Raw genomic sequence first — 23,507 nt, 5'->3', positions numbered from 1 at the left:
CTTTTCATACGCGAAGAGGACGCTGTAACACTTTGGACTTCTGTGTAATTTCACCCTTACATCGGAATCGATGTAGGGGTGAAATTATACAGTAATGGCAAATCATGACATCGAAGACCCAAGGCTATATTTTCGCGCTGCTGGCGATCACCATCTTCTCCCTGCAGGATGCCATCTCGAAACATCTGGCGACGGCCTATCCGCCGATCTTCGTGACGATGATCCGCTATTGGGCCTTTGCGTTTTTCACGATCATCCTCGCTTCGAAGATGCGCGGCGGTATCAGGGCGACGGCCCGCACCAAACGCCCCTTCCTGCAGGTGACGCGCGGCGTTCTGCTTGCAGTCCAGGTGGTTCTCGCCATCACCTGCTTTGCCGTAATCGGCCTTGCCCGTTCACAGGCGATCTTTTCCGCGACGCCGATCCTGATCGCGCTGCTGGCGATGCCGATCCTCGGCGAGCGGGTCGGCTGGCGGCGGTGGTCAGCGATCGGCGCCGGACTGTTCGGGGTGCTGCTGATCCTGAAGCCGGAAGGCGAATTTTTCGACGTGAAGCTGCTTCTCGCCGTCATTTCCTGCTTCAACTTCGCCTTCTACGTCATCGCCACCCGTCTGGTCAGCCGCGACGATTCGTCGATGACCAGCTTCTTCTATACCGGCGTCGTCGGCGGCGTCACGATGACGCTGGTCGGACCGTTCTACTGGAGCTGGATGGCGCCGGGCGACTGGGGCTGGATGGCGCTCGTCTGCATTACCAGCATTTCCAGCCATTATTTCCTGATCCGCGCCTACGATGTTCTCGATGCCGCCGCCGTCCAGCCGCTGACCTATCTGTCACTTGTCTACGCTTCTATCTTCGGCATGGTGATCTATGGCGAAACGCTCAGCTTCAACATGATCGTCGGCTCGGCGATCGTGGTCGCCGCCGGCATCTTTACGGTCTGGCGCGAACATGTGGTGGGACGCAGAGCCCCGGCTGCCAATTGACGTTTCACTGCAATTTTAGCCAAGCCCCTAAAACCATTTCAATTTTCCGGCGCTATGCTCCCCGGCAATACCAAGGGAGACAGTATGACCCGCAACTTGAAAATCACGGCCCGGAAGGCCGACCGGAAAAACTGCCGCGTGTTCGGCCAGGTCAAATACCTGAACAGCCAGGTGGATGCCCGCATCCTCAACCTATCGCCTACCGGTGCGGCCCTGGAGATGAAGGGGCCGCTCCACGCCGCTTCCGGCAGCAAGGTGCGCATCGAGGCCGACAACCTCGGGCTGCTCGAAGGCATCATCCGCTGGAAGCACAATGGCCGCGTCGGCATCCAGTTCGACGTGAATTCGAATGCGCGGGCGCAGATCTCCTCATATTTCCGCTTTTTCCATAAGGAGATGCGGCCGGTATTGGCAGTACGCCCGCTGGTTAGAACCGCCGTCAACGTCGAGCGGACGCCTCAGTCAACAACATCGACGCCAAACTCGTAAGGTTGCCCGGCCTTTGCGTCCAAGGAGCGGCTGAGATCGCTCCAGCGGCTGCGGTTGACACTGACGCCGAGGATGACCTCGCCTTGCGTTTGCGGCACCTGACGCCGGGTGACTGCACCATAAATTGCATTTTGGAGCCATGATGCTTTTCCGGCGGATTGTTTTGACGTCCTGTCATTTTCGCAGTGTACTCCTCGCCAAATCGTCCTAACTCTGACGGGCCGGACGATGCATCATCTTTAAAGGAGAGTTTCCATGTCTTCCATTTTCGATGTTGGCGTGATGAGCCGCCGTTCCCTGCTCGGCGGCCTCGCCGCCACTTCCGCCCTGGTGCTGCTGCACCCTTTCAGCGCCCGCGCCAGCGCCAACCAGGCGCATCTGAGGCTCATGGAAACGACCGACATTCACGTCAACGTCTTCCCCTATGACTATTATGCCGACAAGCCGAACGACACGATGGGCCTGTCGCGCACCGGGACGATCATCGACACGATCCGTGCAGAGGCCGTCAACTCGCTGCTGATCGACAATGGCGACGTGCTGCAGGGCAATCCAATGGGTGACTACATGGCCTATCAGCACGGCATGAAGGACGGCGACGTCCATCCGGTGATCAAGGCGATGAACACACTCGGCTATACTGTGGGCACGCTCGGCAATCATGAGTTCAACTACGGCCTCGACTTCATGTTCAAGGTCCTAGCAGGCGCGAGCTTCCCCTTCGTCTGCGCCAACCTGACCAAGGGTCAGCTCGCCTCGGACCCGAAGCAGGACGATCTCTTCTTCAAGCCCTACATCATTCTGGAAAAGCAGATCAAAGACGGCGCCGGCAATGAGAGCCCCGTCAAGATCGGCTTCATCGGCTTCGTACCGCCGCAGATCATGCTCTGGGACATCAAGAACCTCGAAGGCAAGGCGCAGACGCGTGATATCGTCGAGGCCGCCAAGGCCTGGGTTCCGGCCATGAAGGAAGCCGGCGCCGATATCGTCATTGCGCTCTCGCATTCCGGCATCGACGGCAGCGCACCGTCCGAAAGGATGGAGAACGCCTCGCTGCATCTCGCCGCCGTCGACGGGATCGACGCGATCTTCACCGGCCACCAGCATCTCGTCTTCCCCGGCCCGAAGAGCTGGGACGGCGTGGCCAATGCCGACCCCGTCAAGGGCACGCTGCACGGCAAGCCCGCCGTGATGGCCGGCTTCTGGGGCTCGCATCTCGGTCTTATTGACCTGCTGCTCGAAAAGGACGGCAACAGCTGGAAGATCGTCGATTTCACCTCGGAAGCACGGCCGATCTATCATCGCGACGACAAGAAGAAGGTGGTTGCCGACTACGCCGACAAGAAGGACGTGATCGAAGCCGCCAAGGCCGAGCACGAGGCGACACTTGCCTATGTCCGCACCCCGGTCGGCAAGACGTCCGCGCCGCTCTATTCCTATTTCGCGCTGGTTGCCGACGATCCCTCAGTGCAGGTCGTCAGCCAGGCCCAGACCTGGTACATCAAGCAAATGCTCGCCGATACCGAGTTCAAGGACCTGCCGGTGCTTTCGGCGGCGGCCCCCTTCAAGGCCGGCGGTCGCGGTGGCGCCGACTATTACACCGACGTTCCGGCCGGCGACATCGCCATCAAGAACGTCGCCGACCTCTATCTCTACCCGAACACGGTGCAGGCCGTTGCCGTCACCGGCGCCCAGGTGAAGAACTGGCTCGAAATGTCGGCCGGCATGTTCAATCACATCGAGGCCGGCTCGAAGGATGCGGCGCTTCTCAACACCGATTTCCCGTCCTACAATTTCGACGTGATCGACGGCGTCACCTACCAGATCGACCTGTCGCAGCCGCCGAAATATGATTCATCAGGCAAACCGATCCATCCGGACGCCAACCGCATCCAGAACCTCGCCTTCAACGGCAAGCCGATCGATCCGGCTCAGAAGTTCGTCGTCGTCTCGAACAACTACCGCGCCGCCGGCGGCGGCAATTTCCCTGAGATCAAGGCGGACAAGGTAATCTTCCAGGCGCCTGATACCAACCGCGACGTCATCGTCCGCTATATCCATGATCAGGGCACGATCAATCCGTCGGCCGACGCAAACTGGACCTTCAAGCCGCTCCCGGGTACGACCGCAACCTTCGAAAGCGGCCCGAAGGCGAAGCAGTTCCTCGCCGAGGTCAAAAGCGTGAAGATCGAGGATGCCGGCGAAGGGGCCGACGGTTTCTCGAAGTTCAGGCTGGTTCTTTAGAGCAATTTCCAGGAAAAGCGGAACCGCTCTAAATTGAAGACAATATCAGCGAAGGCGCGGCACCCGCGCCTTCGTCATTCTGCCGCAAGCGGCGTAGCGGGTTCAGACAGTTCCGCCATCCGAGCATGGAAATCGGCCTGGCTCGGGCAGGCGGAAAGCCGCGTGCGAAATGCGTCGATCATCCAGGTGGCGGCTGGTCCGGGCGGGTTGGCGAGTTGGCGCACCGAATATATCGGATACTCCCCCTGTTCGTAGGCATCCAGATCGAGATGGACGAGCGTGCCACTGACGAGATCGTCATGGATCACAGAAGCCGGAAGGCCGCCCCAGCCAAGGCCGGCCTTGATGAGCTGGTGCTTCGTTGCAATATCGCTGACGCGCCATGTCTTGTAGGACAGAACGTTGAAATCGCGCCCCTTCGTCCGGCCCGACGCATCGGTGACGACGAGTTGCACTTCCTCGCGCACGTCGCCCAGCGTCAGCGGCCGACCGATCCCGGCAAGCGGGTGGTTGCGCGCGGCAACGGGCAACATGAAGGAATGACCGATCCGTTCCGTGACGATCGAATCGTCCTGCTTGACGACCGCGCCACCAATTCCGACGGTCGCCTTGCCGCTCAGGACGAGATCCATGACCATTCCGAGCTCGCCGACGTTGAGGCTCAACGAAACGGATGGAAACATCTCGCGAAATTCGCGCAGAACCTCCACCAGGGCTCGCGAAGGCACCATGACGCTGATGGCGACGGAAACCTCCGCTTCGAGCCCTTCCCTCAGGCTTTTGACGCGCGCCCGCATAAGCTGCAGGTCGCCGAGAATGCGCCGCGCATCCTCCAGCATCGCCTTGCCCGCCTCCGTCAGCTTTGGCTGGCGTGCGCCGAAGCGCTCGAAAAGCGGCACTTCGAGCTGCGCTTCGAGATTGGCGATCGTATAGCTCACGACTGACTGTGCACGGTTCAGCGCCCGCGAGGCGGCCGAAAAGCTGCCGGTCTCGGCAACGGTCAAAAACACCTGCAATTGGTCCAGAGTCGGGTTCGGCAGCATCTTCTATCCATTCCATCGATAGTTTCGATCGACATTATCACCGTTTTTTCGATAGCAGGCCAGACCTATTTTCCTCATCGAGACTGCGGCTCACCTCCCAGCAAGGGGCCGTCAAATCCCATTCGAAAGGAAATGCACCATGTCGTCCATCCTTCTTCTGACGTCCAGCCCGCGTGCCGAATCGCTCTCGACGCCGATCGCCGTCGATCTCGCCGAAAAGCTGAAAAGCCAGAACCCGGGCAGCGTCGTCGTTCGCCGCGACCTTGCCGCCAACCCGCTGCCGCACATCGATGACCTCTTCACCGGCGCGATCCGCAAGCCAGCCGAGGCCCGCACCGCTGAGGAAGCCGCGGCCGTCAAGACCTCCGACGAGCTTGTCAACGAACTGCTCGCCGCCGACAAGATCGTCATCAGCACCGGCCTCATCAATTTCAACATCTATTCGTCGCTGAAGACCTGGATCGACAACGTCGCTCGCGCCGGCCTGACCTTCAAGTACACCGAAAGCGGCCCGGTCGGCCTCGCAACCGGCAAGAAGGTCTATGTGGTGCTCGCCTCGGGTGGCGTCTACTCGCAGGGCCCGGCCGCCGCCTTGAACCATGCCGTGCCGTACATGAAGTCGGTTCTCGGCTTCCTCGGCATCAGCGATATCGAGACCATCTATGTCGAAGGCCTGGCCTTCGGTCCGGAAGCTGCCGAAAAGGCCATCGACGCCGCCAAGTCGCGCGTCCAGGAAATCGCACTGGCCGCCTGATCGGCTCGTCGACGCTCGATGGAACGGCCGGCTTCTGCCGGCCGTTTTTCATTTGTTGATATCGGCGGCGAGACCTCGGACCTCGCCAGGATTCCGGCCGAGAGTTCTTCATCGGACGAAATCCCGGCAAGGCCGACGCCGCCGGCCATCATCGCGAAGGCCATGATCGCCTTGCGACGTCTTTCTCCTTCGTCCGCTCCCGCAGCCTTGCTCGCCAGTGACGCGAAATTACGCCTAAGCCCGTCGCTATTGTCTCCTACGGACGCTTTCTTTCGTTCTAACTGAGTTTCACCACGCCGGAGCGGCCGACGACGCAGTTGCGGCCGCTCTTCTTGGCTGCATAGAGCCGGCCGTCGGCAGCCGTCAGCACGGCCGTGAAATCGACGCCGTCCTCGTCGGCAGTGGCAACGCCGATGCTGACCGTGATCGGCCTGTCATCCGGCGTCTTGACGCTGGTTGCGATCGTCCAGCGCAGGCGCTCGGCAAGCAGCAGACCTTCTTCGTGATCGGTGCCTGGACAGACGGCCACGAATTCCTCGCCGCCGAAGCGGAAGACACGATCACTCGAGCGCAACGTCGTGCCCAATCGGGCGGCGATCGCCTTCAGCACCTCGTCGCCCTGGAGATGGCCGTAGCCGTCATTGACATCCTTGAAGTGATCGGCGTCGATAATGAGGACGGTGGCGAATGCCCCCTGCTTCAGTGCCTCGAGCAGCATCAGCGGCGCTTCCATTTCCATGCGCGTCCGATCATAGACGCCAGTGAGCATGTCGCGGCCGGTGCGCTCCAGAAGATCGTTGTAACGCTCGCGGAATGTCAGGTCGCCGAACACGTCGCTGATGGAGCGTGCGGCCCCGCCCGCACCGACGCGGCGAATACGATATTCATAGAATGCGAACATCGCCGCGTAGAGGCAAACGGCAAGCATTTTGGCCTTCCATCCGCCCCAGAACGCGGCGATCGGCACATCCAGGAAGTAATGCAGTGCGGCGAAGAAGCCGATCTGGTCGAAGGTCAGCAGCACGAAGCCCGAAATCAGGAAACGCAGGACGACGCGGCGGCGGAAGAAATCGCCGAGTTTTTCGTAAAGCAGGATGATGCCGAGCGAATCGACATAGAGCAGCGCCGTGCCCCAGACCATCAGCCAGCCCATCTCCTTGAGGAAATCGACGTCGGGTATGTGGTTGGTCGACATCTGCAGCGGCTGGTGCAACTGCAGCACCCAGGCAATAGCGACGGTGAGCAGGTTGCCGAGGAACAGGCCGTAGATCGGCTGGCGCACCGTCGCGGCATCTTCCTGCAGGTAAAGCATCAAGATCATCATCAGCTTACCGGAGAAGAAGATGGATGAGCCCGGCGACACATCTCCGAACGGCAGCGAGACGTAGAAGACCGCCGCCAGATAGGTCTCCATGAAATGCATGACGCCGAGCGCCGTCAGGAAAACTCCGAGACCAAGCCGATGACGGAAATGCAGAAGCGTCACCATCAGCACGAAATAGGCAATGGCTTCGACAACGAAGAGAAGGAGGTTGAGTGTCTCCATCATGAGACCTCGGCTCCGGACGCTCGGCCTCCTGCTGGCGCAGCGATCGCGACAGCGAATCTTCTGATCAATCGTCCGAAACAGTCAAACACGAGGGGTGTCCTGCAAATTCTGCAGGCGATACCTTTCACCGCAATCCTTTAAGATTGCGTGAGTGAGAACGCGCTCGCTAGAGCGCACCCCGGTCACACACAGGAATAATTGCAGCCGGTATCAAGGACCTATGCCCGGATCCCGATTCAGACCTGACGAAGCTTCTCGCCGTCGCCAAAGAGCGACGAACCATGCTGATCGATGATCTGCTGCGCCTTGCGCACCGTGCATTCGATAGCATCATCGGAGGAGGAAAACAGATCGGCGCGGATGAAATTGCGCACCAGCACCTCGTCGCCGACCTTCTTTTCGATGCGACCGGCAAGGCGATACTGGCCACCTTCCTTGCGCGGCTCGGCATAGATCGTGCAATCGCCGTAAAGCTGCGGCTCGCCCGAAGGACCTGCCGCCTCCGAAGCCGGTTTGCCGCCGCCGGAGAACATCGAAAAGATATTTGAGATGAACGAAGCCATGCTCCGCCTTTAGCACGGCGATATCGCTGTCGCCAAGTCAAATGATCAGGTTGGCGAGGATCTCGTTTTCGGTGATGTCCTCGTAACCCATGCCGGCTGCTTCGAAATTTCCGATCAGCCGGGCGAAATTCTCAGGCGCTTTGGTTTCAATGCCGATCAGGATGGAACCGAAGTTGCGCGCCGATTTCTTCAGATATTCGAAGCGGGCGATATCGTCGTCGGGGCCGAGCAGATTGAGGAAATCCCGGAGCGCACCAGGGCGCTGGGCGAGCCGCAGGATGAAGTATTTCTTCAGCCCTGCGTAGCGCATGGCTCTTTCCTTTACGTCAGGCAGACGCTCGAAATCGAAATTACCGCCGGAGACGACGGCAACGATGGTCTTGCCGCGGATCGCTTGGCCGTCCATCGCGGCGATCGCCGTCAGCGACAGGGCGCCGGCCGGCTCCAGTACGACGCCCTCGACATTCAGCATCTCCTGAATGGTGACGCAGATGGCGTTCTCCGGCATGAGTTGCACCTGGCTTGCCGGAAAATCGCGAAGAGCCGCGAAATTCAGGTCGCCGATGCGCGCCACTGCAGCGCCATCGACGAAATTGTCGACCTTGGGAAGCGTCGTCACCTTGCCCGCCTCGATGCTGCGCTTGAGACTCGGCGCACCGGCCGGCTCAGTGAAGACGAAAGCCGATTTCGGCACCGTGCCGTCGAGATAGCCGGTGATGCCGGCGGCCAGTCCGCCGCCGCCAACCGGCAGGACGACCATGTCCGGCACCGTTCCTTCCGGCAGCTGCTGCATGATTTCGGCGGCGACGGTCGCCTGCCCCTCGATGATGTCGGCGTGGTCGAAGGGCGGCACCATAACTCCACCGACCGCCTCCACGTGTTCGCGGGCGGCTTGGTAGCATTGGTCGAAGAAGTCGCCGAACAGCCGGATGGTGATGAATTCGGCGCCGAACATACGGGTCTTGTCGATCTTCTGCTGCGGTGTAGTCACCGGCATGAAGACGACGCCCGGCACGCCGAAATGGCGGCAGACGAAGGCAAAGCCCTGGGCGTGATTGCCAGCCGAGGCGCAGACGAAGGTCTTGCCGGCAGCACCCTGCCCGATCGCCTTGCGGAAGAAATTGAAGGCGCCGCGGATCTTGTAGGAGCGCACCGGCGACAGGTCCTCGCGCTTCAGCCAGATATCGGCCCCATAGCGGGCCGAAAGGTGATCATTGAGCTGCAGCGGCGTTGCCGGAAAAAGGCTGCGCATCGCCTCTTCGGCGCTTTCGACATCAAGTCTCGTCACGGGCGTGGTCCATTCTCTCAACTAGCCACCGCCGCTATTGCACAGGCCGGCCGGCAAAAGAAAGCCCGTTTCGGCCGTTTCCGGTTCGCTCCCATACCGGTTCGCTCCGAGGAAGGCTTTCTTAAGCCAATCGCGAAATTGGCGGCACATGAACTGATTTTAACTGTCAATGAAAAGGGCGGCCACTTATATGAAGTCATGATGATCTTTAAATTCGCAAAACCGCTCGCCTGGCTGCTGCTCGCCTTCATCATCTTCGTCACGGTTTCGCCGATCGGAGAGAGGCCGAATACAGTCACGATGGTCGATGTTGACCGCGCGGTTGCCTATCTACTTCTCGGCCTCGCCTTCGCGCTTGCCTATCCGAAACAATGGAAAACGGTGGCCGTGCTGCTGATCGTCGGCGCATTCGCCATCGAAGGGCTACAATATTTCGCGCCGACCCGCCATCCGCGCCTGCATGACGCGAGCGTCAAGGCGATGGGTACAGCCCTCGGGCTGCTTGCCGGCTGGGTGATCAACAAATGGCGCGATACGAAGGCGCCAAACGCCCTTCCGTTCGCAGAACGCTGATTATCTCGAATTAGAAATCGCCCAACTGCACGGCCCAGAAGAACAGTGGTATCGCGGCCATCGCAGTTGCGAGAACAAGCGCGAGACTGGTCTTGAAGACGCGGATGCGCCTAGTCCTTGCCCCACTCCAATCGTAAACCATCGTCTTACTCCCACAAGACAACACTTACTCAACCGCCGCGGCGCAATCCTTGCACCGAAAATGTCATATGCAAGCAATAGTGCGCTTTTATCCACAATATACACGCATAGTACAAGCATATTCGAACGGGATTATGAAGGTGGTGCGGGCGACGGGGGTCGAACCCGTACAGCCAAGGCCGAGGGATTTTAAGTCCCTTGCGTCTACCAGTTTCGCCACGCCCGCTTGCGGCGTTTTCAATATCTTGCGTCATGGGCGATGGGAAGAGCCGCAAGCCGTAAAAATCATGCTTGTTTGGCCAGTTGCACCGCCGAATGATCCGTCACACATTTTCCGCCCGAAAGCCTCGACCGATCAAGAGGCACTCCGTCTGTCGCGGGAGAAAACGGAAAAGGCGCGGCGAGCTCACGCGCCGCCGCGCCTTTATCATTCCAACGTCAAAGATCAGGCGAGCTTGGCGGCAAGCTTGGCGACGTGGGCGCCCTGGTATTTCGCACCTTCCAGCTCGATCTCGGAAGGCTGGCGCGAGCCGTCGCCATTGGTGATGGTGGAGGCGCCGTAAGGCGAGCCGCCCTTGACTTCCTCGGTGCCCATCTGGCCCTGGAAGGCGTAAGGCAGGCCGGCAACGACCATGCCCTGGTGCAGGAAGGTGGGGATGAAGCCGAGGATGGTCGTCTCCTGGCCGCCGTGCTGGGTTGCCGAAGAGGTGAAGACCGAACCGAGCTTGCCGACGAGTTTGCCGGCGAACCAGAGGCCACCCGTCTGATCCCAGAAATTGCGCATCTGCGAGGCGACCGTACCGAAGCGGGTGCCGGCGCCGACGATGATCGCATCATAATCGGCCAGCTCGTCGACGGTGGCGATCGGAGCCGCCTGGTCGACCTTGTAGTAGGAAGCTTTGGCGACATCTTCCGGAACCAGTTCCGGAACGCGCTTGACGGTGACGTCGGCACCGGCCGACTTCGCGCCTTCGGCAACGGCATAGGCCATGGTTTCGATATGGCCGTAAGCCGAGTAATAAAGGACGAGAACCTTCGCCATCTTCAATCTCCCTTGGAGCACTGGTTGAATTTCCTGAGGGAGTTCTATCAGCGCCGGTTTCGGAACACAGCCATGCCTTGAAGAACTCAGTGTTCAACATCCGTAGACGAAAATTCACTTGCGTTTTCATTTCAGCAAAAACGAACGTATGCGCCGAACAGCATTCAGATTTCAGGCTGGCTCGGCCTAAAATCCGAATGCTCTTCGCAATCAAGAGTGAGAGCATGATGTCGTCCGAAAACCGCTTGCACTTTTCGGCATCATGCTCTGGCTGTTTGCAAAGCGGCCGAACGGCACTACCTATTCACCAGCCTCAGATCACGGAACACCCCATGAGCCAAGACATCGTCGTCACCGCCGCCATGCTCGCCATCGGCGACGAACTTCTTTCCGGCCGCACCAAGGATAAAAATATCGGCCACCTCGCCGATTTGCTGACACTTTCCGGCATCGACCTCAAGGAGGTGCGCATCATCGCCGACGACGAAGAGGCGATCGTCGAGGCGCTGAACGCGCTTCGCGGCAAATATGATTACGTATTCACCTCGGGCGGTATCGGGCCGACGCATGACGACATCACTGCCGATGCCATCTCCAAGGCTTTCGGCGTGCCCTGCGAATATGACGAGACGGCAATGACACTGCTTGCCGATATGTACCGGCGCCGCGAGATGGAATTCACCGAGGCGCGCCAGCGCATGGCGCGCATGCCGCGCGGGGCCGTGCATATCGCCAATCCGGTCTCGACCGCGCCCGGCTTCATCATTGGCAACGTCCATGTCATGGCCGGCGTGCCGCAGGTCTTCCAGGCGATGGTCGACAATGTGCTGCCGACGCTTCGAACCGGCACGCCGGTGCTCTCGCTCGCCATCGCCTGCCCTTACGGCGAAGGCGAGATCGGCACGCCCTTGACCGCTATCCAGAAAGCACATCCGGAAACCAGCATCGGTTCCTACCCGCGCTATATCGGCCAGAAATTCTCGACGGAGATCGTCGTACGCGGCCGCTCGCAGGCGGCAATCGATGCAGCCGGCGCCGAGGTGCAGGCGATGATCGACGCCATCCGCCAAAAGAAGGACATCGCCGAAAACCATTCCGCGGAGGCTTGAAGGAACGCCGGAACTCAAAAGCCATCCTTGATCCCCATCAAGGAACAGGAGAACGGTCCGGTGCATTCCTTCCCTCGCGCACGCCATTTCAGCGCAAGGAGAATTGAAATGTCTTACAAAACCATTCTCGCCATTCTCGATACATCAGACAATAGTGCTGCGGTTGCCGATTTCGCCTTTGCCATTGCTGTGCAGAGCGGCGCCCATGTGATCGGTCTGCATGCCGAAATCATCTCCGCCGTACCGCTGGTGGCGCCGATGGAAATCCCCGATCCCGTCGCCGTGCAGGCGCTGCAGGACATGGCGCACAGCGAAACGATTGCGGTTGAGCGCATCTTCAGGGCGAAAGCGGAGGCATCAGGAGCCTCTTCTGAGTGGCGCAGCTTTGCCACATCCACCGGATACGGCTCCGCGCCGCTGATCGAAAGTGCCCGCAGCGCCGACCTGTTGATCGCCTCACAGGCCGACCCGGCCAGACCTTCCGACAGCCACGTCGACGTCGACAGCTTTCTCTTCGAAAGCGGCCGGCCGGTGCTGATGATCCCCTATATCATTCGCCAGCCGAAGCCGATCAAGCGCGTGCTGGTCGCCTGGAACGGCTCGAAGGAGGCGGCGCGCGCGACCTTCGACGCGCTACCGATCCTCAAAGCCGCCGACGAGGTGGAGATCTTTTCGGTCGATCCGGCCGACACGGCGCTGCAATCGCCGCTGGCCGCTGGCGCCGACATCGCCGCGACGCTTGCACGTCATGGCGTCAAGACGACGCTTTCGACGGCACAAAGTGTGGACAAAAGCGCATCGCATGTCATCGAGAACCGGCTTTCGGACAGCAGCATCGATCTTCTCGTCATGGGCGCCTATACACATTCCTGGCTCTGGCAGATGATCTTCGGCGGCACGACGAGAACCCTGCTGCAATCGATGACGGCACTGACCCTGTTATCGCGTTGATTGGCTGCTCTTGCCTTTTGCCGGCAAATCCCGCTAATTGCGGCGACCGATGACAGCTTCGAGCCTCGGCCCATCTCGCGCAGTTCCGGCTGCGCGATTTGCATTTTGCCGATCGCCGCTTCAAGCCCGTCCGGTCGCCGGCCAACGGCGTGTCGTTTTTTCATGCCGCGGAGCAGCCCGATGTCCCTTCCCGATAAAGCCTTTCCCGTTTCCTGGGATCAGTTCCACCGCGATGCGCGCGCCCTTGCCTGGCGGCTTGCCGGCCTTGATCAGACGTTCAAGGCGATCGTCTGCATCACCCGCGGCGGCCTGGTTCCGGCTGCGATCATTTCGCGCGAACTGAATATCCGGCTGATCGAGACCGTTTGCGTCGCATCCTATCATGACTATGTGAACCAGGGCGACATGGTGCTGCTCAAGGGAATAGCGCCCGAACTTATGGAAAATGGCGGCGAAGCCGTGCTGGTCGTCGACGATCTGACCGATACCGGCAAGACCGCCGCCCAGGTGCGCACCATGCTGCCGAAGGCACATTTCGCCTGCGTCTACGCCAAGCCGAAGGGCGTGCCGACGGTCGACACCTTCATTACCGAGGTGAGCCAGGATACCTGGATCTATTTCCCCTGGGACATGGGCTTCACCTATCAGGAGCCGATCGCCAAGGGCGCGGGCTGATTGCCACCGATCAAAACGCGCAACCATAGTATTTACCACTTGAAATTGTTCCAGATTTTGTCAGCGATGTCTTCGGAATCCGCTATCGGGATCTGCACATCTATTTTATCTTTTGCTCATAAACTCGACGGCTGCGAATCGTGTCGGGTTGCGCCCAAAGCGTGCAGCGAACAATGCGGTATAGGGAAGCACGATGGCTCGATGGGCGCATATAAGAGCGGTCGCGACCGTCGGGCTGGCGGCCTTTCTGTTGCCGCTGGCACCTGTCCGCGCTGAGCCTGGCTATATTCCCCTCGTGCGGGACTATGTCGAGAAGCGGATCCGGCCGATAGTGGATACCCCCTTGGTGCTGAAAGCCATCGCCGAGCAAAACGCGAAATTCGGCGATGTCAGTGAAATGGATCTGCGGGTGCTCGACGAGACCTACCGGTCGGAGGTCGATCAGCACCACCTGCAGATGGTCAAGCTGCTGCTCGATAAATCCATATCGCATTACCTGAAAGCCGAGCAGGACGCCTCGCAGGGCGCGATTCTCGAATTTTTCGTCACGGACTCGCATGGGCTGAATGTCGGGCAGAGCACCATCACCGCCGACTTCTGGCAGGGCGACGAGGAGAAATATCTCCAAACCTTCGCTAACGGCTCCCGCGAGATCTTCATCGACCGGGCGGAACGCAATGAATCCACCCAGAATCTCGAGACGCAGGCGAGCTTTGTCGTCATGGACGAAGAGAACAGGCCGATCGGCGTCGCCATCGTCACCATCGCCATCGATGCGCTTTAAAAACATGTCGCGCAAAACTGTGCAGCGGTTTGCGACAACGACATGCGTAAGAACAAGAGCGCTGATTTCACCGGCGAATCGGCATGCTCATTTGCGCCGGAAATGCCATCATAAGATTTGCCGCAGGACTGTTTTTTGCCATTCAGAGGGTTTCCTTAGCCGGCAACGCCTGCAAGCCATTGTAATATCAGCGCTCCCCGGCTTTCCCCAATCTCCACAGGCGCATCCACAACATGTTGTGGTTAGCAATCAATTAAAAGCCAGCCCTTGACGGAATCAGCTGTTTCAAACTTTACTGATCCTGATGTTGCGGCGGCGACAGGACCGGAGGTAACGAGCCCGGTTCCCTTTTGAAAATTAGGACGCGGAATCAGGGCGATGGACCGAAAACGGTTCAGGCCCGACAGGATTTTGCGCGGTTTTCAGCCTCCAAAAAAAGTGACATCGGGGCTGGCGATAATAAGCTGTTAATACTATATTTAGTGTTTGCAGCCACCATCACCACAAGATACAGGAAGATCATCTCCGGATGACACCCCTGTCACGATACGGAAACGAGACTGGCTGCACGACCAAAAAGTGCCGCCGGATAGAAATTTTGCGCCGAGGTCGCGGGGACCGGGCGCCAACACGAGGTCAAGACCATGCGCATCGAACGTCGTTTCACGAAGGCCGGCCAAGGCGCCTATGCGGATATCGAATTCCGCAAGGCGACGAGCGAGATCAAGAACCCCGACGGTTCGATCGTGTTCCGCCTCGAGAACATCGACGTTCCCGCGCAGTTCTCCCAGGTCGCGACCGACGTTCTGGCGCAGAAGTATTTCCGCAAGGCCGGCGTTCCCACCCGGCTGAAGAAGGTCGAGGAAAACGATGTTCCTTCCTTCCTGTGGCGCTCCGTTCCCGACGATGCTGCGCTGAAGACCCTGTCGAAGGATGAGCAGACCGGCTCCGAAATCGATGCGCGCCAGGTCTTCGACCGTCTGGCCGGCACCTGGACTTATTGGGGCTGGAAGGGCGGCTATTTCTCCTCCGAGGAAGATGCCTCGGCCTTCAAGGACGAGCTTGCCTATATGCTCGCCACCCAGCGCGTCGCCCCGAACTCGCCGCAGTGGTTCAACACCGGCCTGCACTGGGCCTATGGCATCGACGGTCCCGGCCAGGGCCATTTCTACGTCGACCCCTTCACCGGCAAGCTGACCAAGTCCAAGTCGGCCTACGAACACCCGCAGCCGCATGCCTGCTTCATCCAGTCCGTCGAGGACGATCTCGTCAACGAAGGCGGCATCATGGATCTCTGGGTGCGTGAGGCGCGCCTGTTCAAATACGGCTCCGGCACCGGCTCCAATTTCTCGATGCTGCGTGGCGAAGGCGAAAAGCTTTCCGGCGGCGGCCGCTCCTCCGGCCTGATGAGCTTCCTGAAGATCGGCGACCGCGCCGCCGGCGCCATCAAATCGGGCGGCACGACGCGCCGCGCCGCCAAGATGGTGGTCGTCGACATCGACCATCCCGATATCGAGGAATATATCAACTGGAAGGTCAAGGAAGAGCAGAAGGTCGCGGCTCTCGTCACCGGCTCCAAGGTCGTCGCCAAGCATCTGAAGGCGATCATGAAGGCCTGCTTCAACTGCGAAGGCGGCGATAACGGCGATTGCTACGACCCCAACAAGAACCCTGCCCTGAAGCGCGAAATCCGCGCCGCCAAGAAGGACCAGGTTCCCGAGAACTACGTCCAGCGCGTCATCCAGTTTGCCCGCCAGGGCTATAAGGATCTCCAATTCAAGACCTACGACACCGATTGGGATTCGGAAGCCTACCTCACGGTATCCGGCCAGAACTCCAACAACTCCGTCTCGATCAAGGACGACTTCCTGCGCGCCGTCGAGAATGATGGCGAATGGAACCTGACCGCCCGCAAGGACGGCCGAGTGATGAAGACGCTGAAGGCGCGCGACCTCTGGGAAACCATTTCCTACGCAGCCTGGGCCTCGGCCGATCCGGGCATCCACTTCAACACGACGATGAACGACTGGCACACTTCGCCGGCCGGCGGCCCGATCCGCGGCTCGAACCCGTGCTCGGAATACATGTTCCTCGACGACACCGCCTGCAACCTTGCCTCGCTGAACCTGCTGCAGTTCAAGGACAAGGCTACCAAGCGCATCAACATCGCCGATTACGAACACGCGGTTCGCCTGTGGACCGTCGTGCTCGAAGTCTCGGTGATGATGGCGCAGTTCCCGTCGAAGCGCATTGCCGAACTCTCCTACGAATACCGCACACTCGGCCTCGGCTACGCCAATATCGGCGGCCTGCTGATGTCGACTGGCATTCCCTATGACTCCGCTGAAGCCCGCGCCATTGCCGGTTCGCTGACCGCGATCATGACCGGCATCTGCTATGCGACCTCGGCCGAAATGGCTGCCGAGCTCGGCCCCTTCCCGAATTTCGCGCCGAACCGCGAGAGCATGCTCAAGGTCATTCGCAACCATCGCCGTGCGGCGCATGGCGAGAGCTCCGGCTATGAGGCGCTGTCGATCAACCCGGTCGCGCTGATCCATTCGGAAAACCCGGACCAGGATCTCGTCGCTCACGCCAAATCGGCCTGGGACAAGGCGCTCGAGCTCGGCGAACAGCATGGCTACCGCAATGCGCAGGTCTCGGTCATCGCGCCCACCGGCACGATCGGTCTCGTGATGGATTGCGACACCACCGGTATCGAGCCCGACTTCGCTCTCGTCAAGTTCAAGAAGCTCGCCGGCGGCGGCTACTTCAAGATCATCAACCGCGCCGTGCCCGACGCGTTGCGCACGCTCGGTTATTCGGAAAGCCAGATCGCCGAGATCGAGGCCTATGCCGTCGGCCACGGCAACCTGAACCAGGCGCCGGCTGTCAATCCGTCGACGCTGAAGACCAAGGGCTTCACCGACGAGAAGGTCGAAGCCGTCAACGCCGCGCTGAAGAGCGCCTTCGACATCAAGTTCGTCTTCAACCAGTGGACGCTCGGCGCCGACTTCCTGAAGGAGACGCTGAAGGTTTCCGACGAACAGCTCGGCGACATGAGCTTCAGCCTGCTTGACCATATCGGCTTCTCGAAGAAGGACATCGAAGCCGCCAACATCCATGTCTGCGGTGCGATGACGCTGGAAGGCGCGCCCTTCCTCAAGAATGAACATCTGCCGGTCTTCGATTGCGCCAATCCGTGCGGCAAGATCGGCAAGCGCTACCTCTCTGTGGAAAGCCATATCCGCATGATGGCGGCGGCCCAGCCGTTCATCTCGGGTGCGATTTCCAAGACGATCAACATGCCGAACGAGGCGACCGTCGAGGATTGCAAGAACGCCTACATGCTCTCCTGGAAGCTTGGCCTCAAGGCCAACGCGCTCTATCGCGACGGCTCGAAGCTGTCGCAGCCGCTCAACTCCTCGCTGATCGAGGACGAGGACGACGAGGATGCGCTGGAGGAACTGCTGCAGGCGCCGCTGGCCGCCCAGGCCGTCACCGTCACCGAGAAGATCATCGAGCGGGTGATCGAACGAGTTTCGCGCGAACGCGAGAAGCTGCCGAACCGCCGCCAGGGCTATACCCAGAAGGCCGCCGTCGGCGGACATAAGGTCTATCTGCGCACCGGCGAATTCGGCGACGGCCGCATCGGCGAAATCTTCATCGACATGCACAAGGAAGGCGCTGCCTTCCGTGCGATGATGAACAATTTCGCCATCGCCATCTCGCTTGGCCTGCAGTACGGCGTGCCGCTCGAGGAATATGTCGAGGCCTTCACCTTCACCAAGTTCGAGCCGGCCGGCATGGTCATCGGCAATGACGCGATCAAGAACGCCACCTCGATCCTCGACTATGTCTTCCGCGAGCTTGCTGTCTCCTATCTCGGCCGCCATGACCTGGCGCATGTCGATACGTCGGACTTCTCGAACACCGCGCTCGGCAAGGGCATCCAGGAAGGCAAGACCAACCTGCTCTCCACCGGCTGGACCCGCGGCTACAAGCCGACGCTGGTGTCCGGCACCGGCGGCGAACGCCAGGCAGGCGAACCCAAGGGTGCAGCCACCGCCGCCCCTGCCCGCGCCGCTTCCACCAGCACTGTGACCGCCTTTGCAGGCAGCGCTGCCCGCAAGCTGGAGCCGACGATTGCCGTCTCCACCTCCGAAATCGTCGCCTTCAAGCGCGACTATGAGGAGCGCGCCAAGGAACTGGCGGAAGAGATCGCCGAAGAGGTGACCGAGGAACTCACCAGCGACGCAACGGCCCTGTTCTCCGATAAGGCGGCGGCAGACGCGGCAACGGCGAAATCCGAAGCCAAGAAGCGGGAAGCCGAACGCCGCCAGCGCTCGATCATGCAGGGCTATACCGGCAACATGTGCTCGGAATGCCAGAACTTCACGATGGTGCGGAATGGGACCTGCGAGAAGTGCGACACGTGTGGGGCGACGAGCGGGTGCAGCTAAAGACTCTCTGAGTTCCATCGCATCGCACAGAGGGTCAATAGATCTCAAATAGATCGGCGTCGTGTCCAACCAAATGCGAGCGCCCGCTCAACTAAACTGGATTATCCAACCTAGTTGAGCGGGCGTTGTAGCGCGCCACTAGGTTTGCCAATGGCTGGACCAGGAGACGTGAAGCTTGGCCGCTAACGCCTAAGTTTATAAAATCCCAGAAAAGGGCCCGGCCGCCATTCGCTCGGGCCCTTTGGTTCAGGGCTCGCGCAGAAGGCGACCCTCCCATCGAAAGGCAGGCTGATGGCTATCCTTGGGTTTAATCTTCAGAAGGGCGAGTTGCACTTCTGCCTGATGGAAGGCACGAGAGCCGATCCGCGGTACGTCGTACACGACCGCCACCGATTCGACGTAGACCAGCCGAAGCCGGAGATGGCAAACTTCTTCAAACAGACGTTCAACGAGCTGATCGAGGCGCGGCAGCCGCAAGGCCTCGCATACCGCCTGTCGATGGACGGAAAGAAGGCCGATCAGATCGCCTACCTGACGTTCCCCTTCGGGATCCTTGCCCTGGTTGCGCACGAGCGGGGGCTGGCCGCTGACCAGTCGACCATCCACACCTTCACGAAGAAGGCGCTGGCGCATCCGGGTGACAAGTTCACGGCTTGCGACGAGCGCATTGTGGATCGCCCTGCGACTTGGCCGAACGCGGCCAAACTGGCTGCCCTTGCCGCTTGGATGAGCCTCTGATGTCGGCCGTCGCCCCCCTGACGTTCCAGCCCGGCGAGATCGTGCTGAACAAGTACGAGATCGTCCGGCCGCTCGGGAGCGGCCAGTTCGGCGACGTCTTCCACGTGATCAATCGGAACCTTGGTCGCGAGTCCGCCCTGAAGTTGATCCGCGTCGCCAATCCCGTCGAGCACCGCGCCGTCGTCGAGGCGCAGGCGCAGAGCCTTTGCGGCCACGACCACGTCGTGAAGGTGCTCACCGCCGACGTCTTCGACGGTGCCGTGCTCATTGAAATGGAGTACCTGGAAGGCGGCTCGCTGGCCGATCGGCTGCATCAGGAATTCGTGCCCGTCATCGAAACCATCGGCTACCTGAAGCAGATCCTGTTCGCCCTCGAGCACGCCCACAACCGCGGGATCGTTCACCGCGACGTCAAGCCAGGCAACATCATGCTGACGGGCGGGATCGCCAAGCTGTCGGACTTTGGCACTGTCATCCATCCGGAGAGCGGCGTGAGGGTCACGGACTTGTTCTACCGTCCGCACGCCTCGCCGGAGGCCATCAATAACAGGGAGTTCTCCGCCGCCAGCGACGTGTTCGCCGCAGGCATGACGCTGCTCCGTGCTGTGAACAACATGACGGGATGGGACGTAATATTGAGCAGCGCGGCGTGGCCTGCTCTCGTGAAGGAAGGCAAGCTCGTGAACCTGTTGGGCTTCGCCGATCACATGCCGCCGAAGCTGAAGCGCATCATCAAGAAGGCGATAAACCCCGTCGTTGCCGACAGGTACCCGACGGCTGCCGCCCTTCGGCAGGAGCTGGAGCGGCTGCGGCCGGCCCGGCGGTGGATCCGCTTGAACGACAACGAATGGACCTGCACCTTCGATGGAAGGGAGGAACGCGCCTTCTTCCAGTCCGGCATCAAACCGTCCGTCGAATACACGGTCGGAGGTCGTCGCCGTCGCCCGGATTGCCAGAGCTACCGAACGGAACGCGAAGCACGGACTCGTCTGGCGGAGCTGGTGGCACGTTCAACGTTGACGTGAGGGGTCAACCCGGCGCGAGCGGAGATCGAGCAGTCATGCCCACGCCCACGCGCTACCAATGCCTGATTTGCGGACGCCGTTTCAGGTGAGGTCCGCACCAGAAGGATGACACCGCACGGACGGCAGCCGCCAACATTTTCACGGCCGAAGCCGGAACTCGATGTTGTGCGGCATCATTCCAGGATCACTGAACACCTCCGTTATCTCGGAAAACCTCAATGGTTCACCGGCGCGGGCAGGCTCAAGAGCCTTGATGAGGAAGGCGTTCCCATCCAGATTACAGAACGGTTCCATCGGAATAGAGATATCTATTCTTCGCTAGTGAATCGGCTGTCGGTCGCCGTCGAAAACGGATCTCCCCAACTATCAGACTTCGAGCGAGGGTGCGGAGCGGACAATTGGGCGACTATCGCCTCACTTATTGAGACCTGTAGGATCAACGCTGTCGAACCGTTCGCATACCTGACCGCCACGCTCAGCTCCATCGTCAATGGTCACAAGCAGAGCCGGGTCGACGACCTAAATGCCTTGGAACTATTCGGAGCGAACGCACGGCTGATGTCGACCCGAAGCGGACCCATAGCGCTGGATTTCAAAACGGCTCAATGCGCGTGGTCAAGGTGCGATGCAAGCAGCGCTTACTGATAACCTATGTGTCCGACGCCCTGGAGAGCTATAGTCGGACGTGCGGCGCGGGTCCGGCTGCAAACTAGGCTGCGAGATTTTGAGGCACGAGTTCTGTGCACGGGAGGCGATTATGCGTCCTGCATTTCCGTTTCCGCCTCGGCCTCTTTCGGTGGCGGGATGATCCTGTCTTCAGGTTGCTTGTCCCGCTCGTAGTATCGAATGAGGCTGTTCATCGAATGCAGCGCCATCGCCCGGTGAGGTTCCGGCCACTGGGCAAGCTTTCCGACAACGGCAGCATAAACATCGCGGGCCCATTGCAGTTCCTCAAGCACAGGATCCCCGGGCATCGTTCGGTGATATCGATACGCAAGCAGCTTCGAACCTGCGGATAGCTCCGGGACGTCCCGGCTCATGAATTCCGCGACATGATCGACCGGAATGTCCAACAGTACCGGGGTCTGGGAAAGCTCTGGGTCGTCGGTTCGGATGAACTTGAACAGCGCCTCGAAATCACCTGCTTCCGCTTCGGCGAAGATCGAAACTGCTCGCTCATGGCGTTTCGCCGCAGCTTTTTCCAAGGACTTTGCGCGCAAGTAGGTAGCTATGTGCTGAAATTCCCCAGTCTCAGTGGAGCTGAAGCCGAGTCCGCCATGGCTATCGAATCCTGCGGGAAAATGGTCGAACTTCATCGCCTCCAAAAGTCCTGCCGCGGCAACCTCGTCGATGTACTTTTCGAAGTAGGCAACGACATCCTCTCCTGCGGTCAGGCGTTGGTCGTTCATTCCCCATTGCCGGATCGCAAGCCCCGCGGAATGAAGGATTGGCCCGTTATCCGTGTGAACCCGCTTGGCCAGTTCATCGGCAAGTATGGCAACAGCCTCGTCTGTGTCCTTCATCGGTCGCTCGTGGCTGAGCCACAATCTCCGCCATGACGGCTCGGCGTGCTCTTTGCCAAAGCCGAACTGGGTCTTTATCCAAGAATTGACTTGCAGCGGGTCCATAACCCCACTGCGTTCGAAGCCATTGATGAAACCGTAATCGATCGGTGGCGTGTCGAGGGAGAGCGAGCCGAACTTATCCGAAAACGTCTTGGCCTGCAGAAGCTGAGGATCCAACGGCGCGTGGTTGTTCCCAACTGACCGGAAGGCAAGCGTCGTCGCCAGCCCGGGAAGACGCTCGAGCGTTTCCGCATTGAGAAGGCCGCCGCGCATCCCCAGAGTCGTCGCGAGTACGACGCCCATCGTCAAGGCGACGTGTCGCTCCGGTATCTCGCCGTCTCCGATGAGGCAGTCCACGAAAGCGGAGGCGTTGTGCATGGCCCATGTCAGATTGCGGAGGTTCTGGATCTCCGAGGCCATCGCGATTTCGAGGAGGTCGTCGATACGGTCGCCCATGAACGACTTGGCAGAACCGTTCGGCATGTTCCCTATTGTGCTGTGGATCACACTCTCGTAGTCCGCTTCGATATGCGCACGTCGGCCGACGATCTTCTCGTTCTGGTCCTTCCACATGTCGCCTCCAACAAGTTCCTCCAGCTTGGTCTCGTCGGTGACGAGCAGGACTCGTCGTCCGTGTTCTGCAACGAGGGAGTTGACCAGTCCCATCACTTCCCCGAAAGCGGTCTTTTCCATCCGCTCGAGATCGTCGAAGACGAAGACAAAGTCGTTGAGACGCTTGATCGCCTTCTTTCCGAGCTTGTCCATCGCACCCTTGGTCGCATCCTTGACACGAAAGAACTCCCCGACCCCCAGTGCTATGGTGCCAGCGATCCCGGCCGCGATCGCCTCCCCGGGGCAGGCCGCCTTGTAGATGCGCATTTCGACGTCGGCGGCCGAGGTCGCGCCGAACAGGCTCACGAACAGAAACGGAGTGTGATGGAGACGCTTGGCATTCATCTCTCGCATCCGCGCGGGCTCGTAGACGTTTTGCAGGAAAAACGTTTTGCCGCTGCCCCAGCGGCCCTCTATCAGTACTGCATGCGGAACAGACAGCGTATCGGCATCGAGATATGCATCCAGGACTTTGACGGCATGCTCGTTCACTCGCAGCGGCTCCGGTGGTGAGTGGGACAGGAATGTATGCATCATCGGCGTACACGCCAAGGACCAGGCCGGTAGATAATCCGCCGTTCGCCGGTGACGCCGCTCGTCTCGCCATCCAGACTACACGGGCAAGCGCAAGCTTCTCCGCAGTGACAGTGTCCGCGGCAAGCACACGCTCGTCGCACCAAGTGCGTAACTGGCCGAGAAGACCCCTGTCATTCGTAGAGATATTCGCCTCCGCCCAGCCTCCAATCGCCGGCCCCTCGACAACGAGACCGTTGCTGGAGGCGTTCGACGAATCCAGAACGAGCTGCCTGTCCGTCAAATACACCTTGCCGTGAAGCTTGGGGTCGGAGAGAACCTCGACCTTGCCTCCCAGCTTTTTCAGCTCCTCGATCTCGTTTGGATTGCAGGCACCGGATTC

At 60.0% G+C, this 23,507-nt stretch carries 19 protein-coding genes, 1 tRNA gene and 2 pseudogenes; 13 read left to right on the top strand and 9 right to left on the bottom strand.

Annotated features, from left to right (window positions below):
- The first annotated feature begins 104 nt into the window (after positions 1–104).
- The 3 genes from N2600_RS08755 (at position 105) to N2600_RS08745 (ending at position 3,719) form a co-directional block, all read left to right on the top strand.
- A complete protein-coding gene (locus N2600_RS08755) occupies positions 105–986 on the top strand; it encodes a DMT family transporter (protein WP_260298618.1) in 882 nt (293 codons plus the stop codon).
- An 84-nt stretch (positions 987–1,070) separates the two neighbouring features.
- Entirely contained in the window at positions 1,071–1,475 is a 405-nt protein-coding gene (locus tag N2600_RS08750; protein WP_222383776.1) for a PilZ domain-containing protein, read from the top strand.
- Between the two features lie 255 nt (positions 1,476–1,730).
- The gene (locus N2600_RS08745; protein ID WP_260298617.1) at positions 1,731–3,719 is read left to right on the top strand and encodes a bifunctional 2',3'-cyclic-nucleotide 2'-phosphodiesterase/3'-nucleotidase; all 1,989 of its coding nucleotides are present in this window, start codon (positions 1,731–1,733) and stop codon (positions 3,717–3,719) included.
- Between the two features lie 74 nt (positions 3,720–3,793).
- On the opposite strand, the gene N2600_RS08740 is transcribed toward N2600_RS08745, so the two are convergent.
- Positions 3,794–4,762, bottom strand: a complete 969-nt coding sequence (locus N2600_RS08740) for a LysR family transcriptional regulator (protein ID WP_170258141.1) — start codon at positions 4,760–4,762, stop codon at positions 3,794–3,796.
- 139 nt (positions 4,763–4,901) lie between these two features.
- On the opposite strand from N2600_RS08740, the gene N2600_RS08735 reads away from it, so the two are divergent.
- Positions 4,902–5,516, top strand: a complete 615-nt coding sequence (locus N2600_RS08735) for an FMN-dependent NADH-azoreductase (protein WP_260298616.1) — start codon at positions 4,902–4,904, stop codon at positions 5,514–5,516.
- 48 nt (positions 5,517–5,564) lie between these two features.
- Here N2600_RS08735 and N2600_RS34445 read toward each other — a convergent pair.
- The 4 genes and pseudogenes from N2600_RS34445 to ilvA all read right to left on the bottom strand — a co-directional run.
- Positions 5,565–5,764: pseudogene (locus N2600_RS34445) on the bottom strand (TetR/AcrR family transcriptional regulator); the annotation flags it as partial.
- Positions 5,765–5,793: 29 nt separating this feature from the next.
- Positions 5,794–7,065, bottom strand: coding sequence for a GGDEF domain-containing protein (locus N2600_RS08730; RefSeq protein ID WP_260298615.1), 1,272 nt, complete (start codon positions 7,063–7,065; stop codon positions 5,794–5,796).
- A gap of 236 nt (positions 7,066–7,301) precedes the next feature.
- Positions 7,302–7,628, bottom strand: coding sequence for an HlyU family transcriptional regulator (locus N2600_RS08725; protein WP_131640276.1), 327 nt, complete (start codon positions 7,626–7,628; stop codon positions 7,302–7,304).
- A 37-nt stretch (positions 7,629–7,665) separates the two neighbouring features.
- Positions 7,666–8,916 carry a threonine ammonia-lyase gene (ilvA, locus tag N2600_RS08720; RefSeq protein WP_017963979.1) on the bottom strand — a complete coding sequence of 417 codons (1,251 nt, stop codon included), beginning with the start codon at positions 8,914–8,916 and terminating at the stop codon, positions 7,666–7,668.
- A 138-nt stretch (positions 8,917–9,054) separates the two neighbouring features.
- Between ilvA and N2600_RS08715 the strand changes: the two genes are divergently transcribed.
- Positions 9,055–9,489: a VanZ family protein gene (locus N2600_RS08715; protein ID WP_170261336.1), complete on the top strand. Its 435-nt coding sequence runs from the start codon at positions 9,055–9,057 to the stop codon at positions 9,487–9,489.
- Positions 9,490–9,499: 10 nt separating this feature from the next.
- On the opposite strand, the gene N2600_RS08710 is transcribed toward N2600_RS08715, so the two are convergent.
- The 3 genes from N2600_RS08710 to wrbA all read right to left on the bottom strand — a co-directional run bounded on the left by N2600_RS08710 (position 9,500) and on the right by wrbA (position 10,672).
- Positions 9,500–9,631: a hypothetical protein gene (locus N2600_RS08710; RefSeq protein ID WP_017963977.1), complete on the bottom strand. Its 132-nt coding sequence runs from the start codon at positions 9,629–9,631 to the stop codon at positions 9,500–9,502.
- Between the two features lie 140 nt (positions 9,632–9,771).
- Positions 9,772–9,856 (bottom strand) — tRNA-Leu (locus N2600_RS08705).
- A 219-nt stretch (positions 9,857–10,075) separates the two neighbouring features.
- A complete protein-coding gene (wrbA, locus tag N2600_RS08700) occupies positions 10,076–10,672 on the bottom strand; it encodes an NAD(P)H:quinone oxidoreductase type IV (RefSeq protein ID WP_018073296.1) in 597 nt (198 codons plus the stop codon).
- A 332-nt stretch (positions 10,673–11,004) separates the two neighbouring features.
- On the opposite strand from wrbA, the gene N2600_RS08695 reads away from it, so the two are divergent.
- From N2600_RS08695 to N2600_RS08660, 8 genes and pseudogenes are all read left to right on the top strand, one after another.
- Entirely contained in the window at positions 11,005–11,781 is a 777-nt protein-coding gene (locus tag N2600_RS08695) for a competence/damage-inducible protein A (protein WP_260298614.1), read from the top strand.
- A gap of 108 nt (positions 11,782–11,889) precedes the next feature.
- Positions 11,890–12,732, top strand: coding sequence for a universal stress protein (locus N2600_RS08690; protein ID WP_260298613.1), 843 nt, complete (start codon positions 11,890–11,892; stop codon positions 12,730–12,732).
- Between the two features lie 180 nt (positions 12,733–12,912).
- Positions 12,913–13,407 (top strand): xanthine phosphoribosyltransferase, encoded by a 495-nt coding sequence (gene gpt, locus N2600_RS08685; RefSeq protein WP_170258135.1) that lies wholly within the window; start codon positions 12,913–12,915, stop codon positions 13,405–13,407.
- Positions 13,408–13,600: 193 nt separating this feature from the next.
- Complete coding sequence (locus N2600_RS08680; RefSeq protein ID WP_260298612.1) at positions 13,601–14,191, top strand: hypothetical protein; 591 nt, start codon at positions 13,601–13,603, stop codon at positions 14,189–14,191.
- A 644-nt stretch (positions 14,192–14,835) separates the two neighbouring features.
- Positions 14,836–18,651, top strand: a complete 3,816-nt coding sequence (locus tag N2600_RS08675) for a vitamin B12-dependent ribonucleotide reductase (protein WP_260298611.1) — start codon at positions 14,836–14,838, stop codon at positions 18,649–18,651.
- Between the two features lie 291 nt (positions 18,652–18,942).
- Positions 18,943–19,389: a hypothetical protein gene (locus tag N2600_RS08670; RefSeq protein ID WP_017960100.1), complete on the top strand. Its 447-nt coding sequence runs from the start codon at positions 18,943–18,945 to the stop codon at positions 19,387–19,389.
- The gene (locus N2600_RS08665) at positions 19,389–20,414 is read left to right on the top strand and encodes a serine/threonine-protein kinase (RefSeq protein WP_260298610.1); all 1,026 of its coding nucleotides are present in this window, start codon (positions 19,389–19,391) and stop codon (positions 20,412–20,414) included. Before N2600_RS08670 ends, N2600_RS08665 begins: the two co-directional genes overlap by 1 nt.
- A 387-nt stretch (positions 20,415–20,801) precedes the next feature.
- Positions 20,802–20,973 (top strand): annotated as a pseudogene (locus N2600_RS08660) (transposase domain-containing protein); the annotation flags it as partial.
- A 196-nt stretch (positions 20,974–21,169) separates the two neighbouring features.
- Here N2600_RS08660 and N2600_RS08655 read toward each other — a convergent pair.
- Positions 21,170–23,083, bottom strand: coding sequence for a KAP family NTPase (locus tag N2600_RS08655; RefSeq protein ID WP_260298609.1), 1,914 nt, complete (start codon positions 23,081–23,083; stop codon positions 21,170–21,172).
- Between the last annotated feature and the right edge of the window lie 424 nt (positions 23,084–23,507).

The organism is Rhizobium sp. WSM1274 (assembly GCF_025200775.1).
GTDB classification, from domain to species: Bacteria; Pseudomonadota; Alphaproteobacteria; order Rhizobiales; family Rhizobiaceae; genus Rhizobium; species Rhizobium leguminosarum_I.
Note: the sequence above shows the minus strand (reverse complement) of the source record. Positions and strands in the feature narration are given on the sequence as shown.

What these genes read in the sequence shown, in the direction of transcription:
- N2600_RS08755 (WP_260298618.1), top strand. Translation starts at nt 105, where the DNA reads ATGACATCGAAGACCCAAGGCTATATTTTCGCGCTGCTGGCGATCACC.
- N2600_RS08750 (WP_222383776.1), top strand. Translation starts at nt 1,071, where the DNA reads ATGACCCGCAACTTGAAAATCACGGCCCGGAAGGCCGACCGGAAAAAC.
- N2600_RS08745 (WP_260298617.1), top strand. Translation starts at nt 1,731, where the DNA reads ATGTCTTCCATTTTCGATGTTGGCGTGATGAGCCGCCGTTCCCTGCTC.
- N2600_RS08740 (WP_170258141.1), bottom strand. Translation starts at nt 4,762, where the DNA reads ATGCTGCCGAACCCGACTCTGGACCAATTGCAGGTGTTTTTGACCGTT.
- N2600_RS08735 (WP_260298616.1), top strand. Translation starts at nt 4,902, where the DNA reads ATGTCGTCCATCCTTCTTCTGACGTCCAGCCCGCGTGCCGAATCGCTC.
- N2600_RS08730 (WP_260298615.1), bottom strand. Translation starts at nt 7,065, where the DNA reads ATGATGGAGACACTCAACCTCCTTCTCTTCGTTGTCGAAGCCATTGCC.
- N2600_RS08725 (WP_131640276.1), bottom strand. Translation starts at nt 7,628, where the DNA reads ATGGCTTCGTTCATCTCAAATATCTTTTCGATGTTCTCCGGCGGCGGC.
- N2600_RS08710 (WP_017963977.1), bottom strand. Translation starts at nt 9,631, where the DNA reads ATGGTTTACGATTGGAGTGGGGCAAGGACTAGGCGCATCCGCGTCTTC.
- wrbA (WP_018073296.1), bottom strand. Translation starts at nt 10,672, where the DNA reads ATGGCGAAGGTTCTCGTCCTTTATTACTCGGCTTACGGCCATATCGAA.
- N2600_RS08695 (WP_260298614.1), top strand. Translation starts at nt 11,005, where the DNA reads ATGAGCCAAGACATCGTCGTCACCGCCGCCATGCTCGCCATCGGCGAC.
- N2600_RS08690 (WP_260298613.1), top strand. Translation starts at nt 11,890, where the DNA reads ATGTCTTACAAAACCATTCTCGCCATTCTCGATACATCAGACAATAGT.
- gpt (WP_170258135.1), top strand. Translation starts at nt 12,913, where the DNA reads ATGTCCCTTCCCGATAAAGCCTTTCCCGTTTCCTGGGATCAGTTCCAC.
- N2600_RS08680 (WP_260298612.1), top strand. Translation starts at nt 13,601, where the DNA reads ATGGCTCGATGGGCGCATATAAGAGCGGTCGCGACCGTCGGGCTGGCG.
- N2600_RS08675 (WP_260298611.1), top strand. Translation starts at nt 14,836, where the DNA reads ATGCGCATCGAACGTCGTTTCACGAAGGCCGGCCAAGGCGCCTATGCG.
- N2600_RS08670 (WP_017960100.1), top strand. Translation starts at nt 18,943, where the DNA reads ATGGCTATCCTTGGGTTTAATCTTCAGAAGGGCGAGTTGCACTTCTGC.
- N2600_RS08665 (WP_260298610.1), top strand. Translation starts at nt 19,389, where the DNA reads ATGTCGGCCGTCGCCCCCCTGACGTTCCAGCCCGGCGAGATCGTGCTG.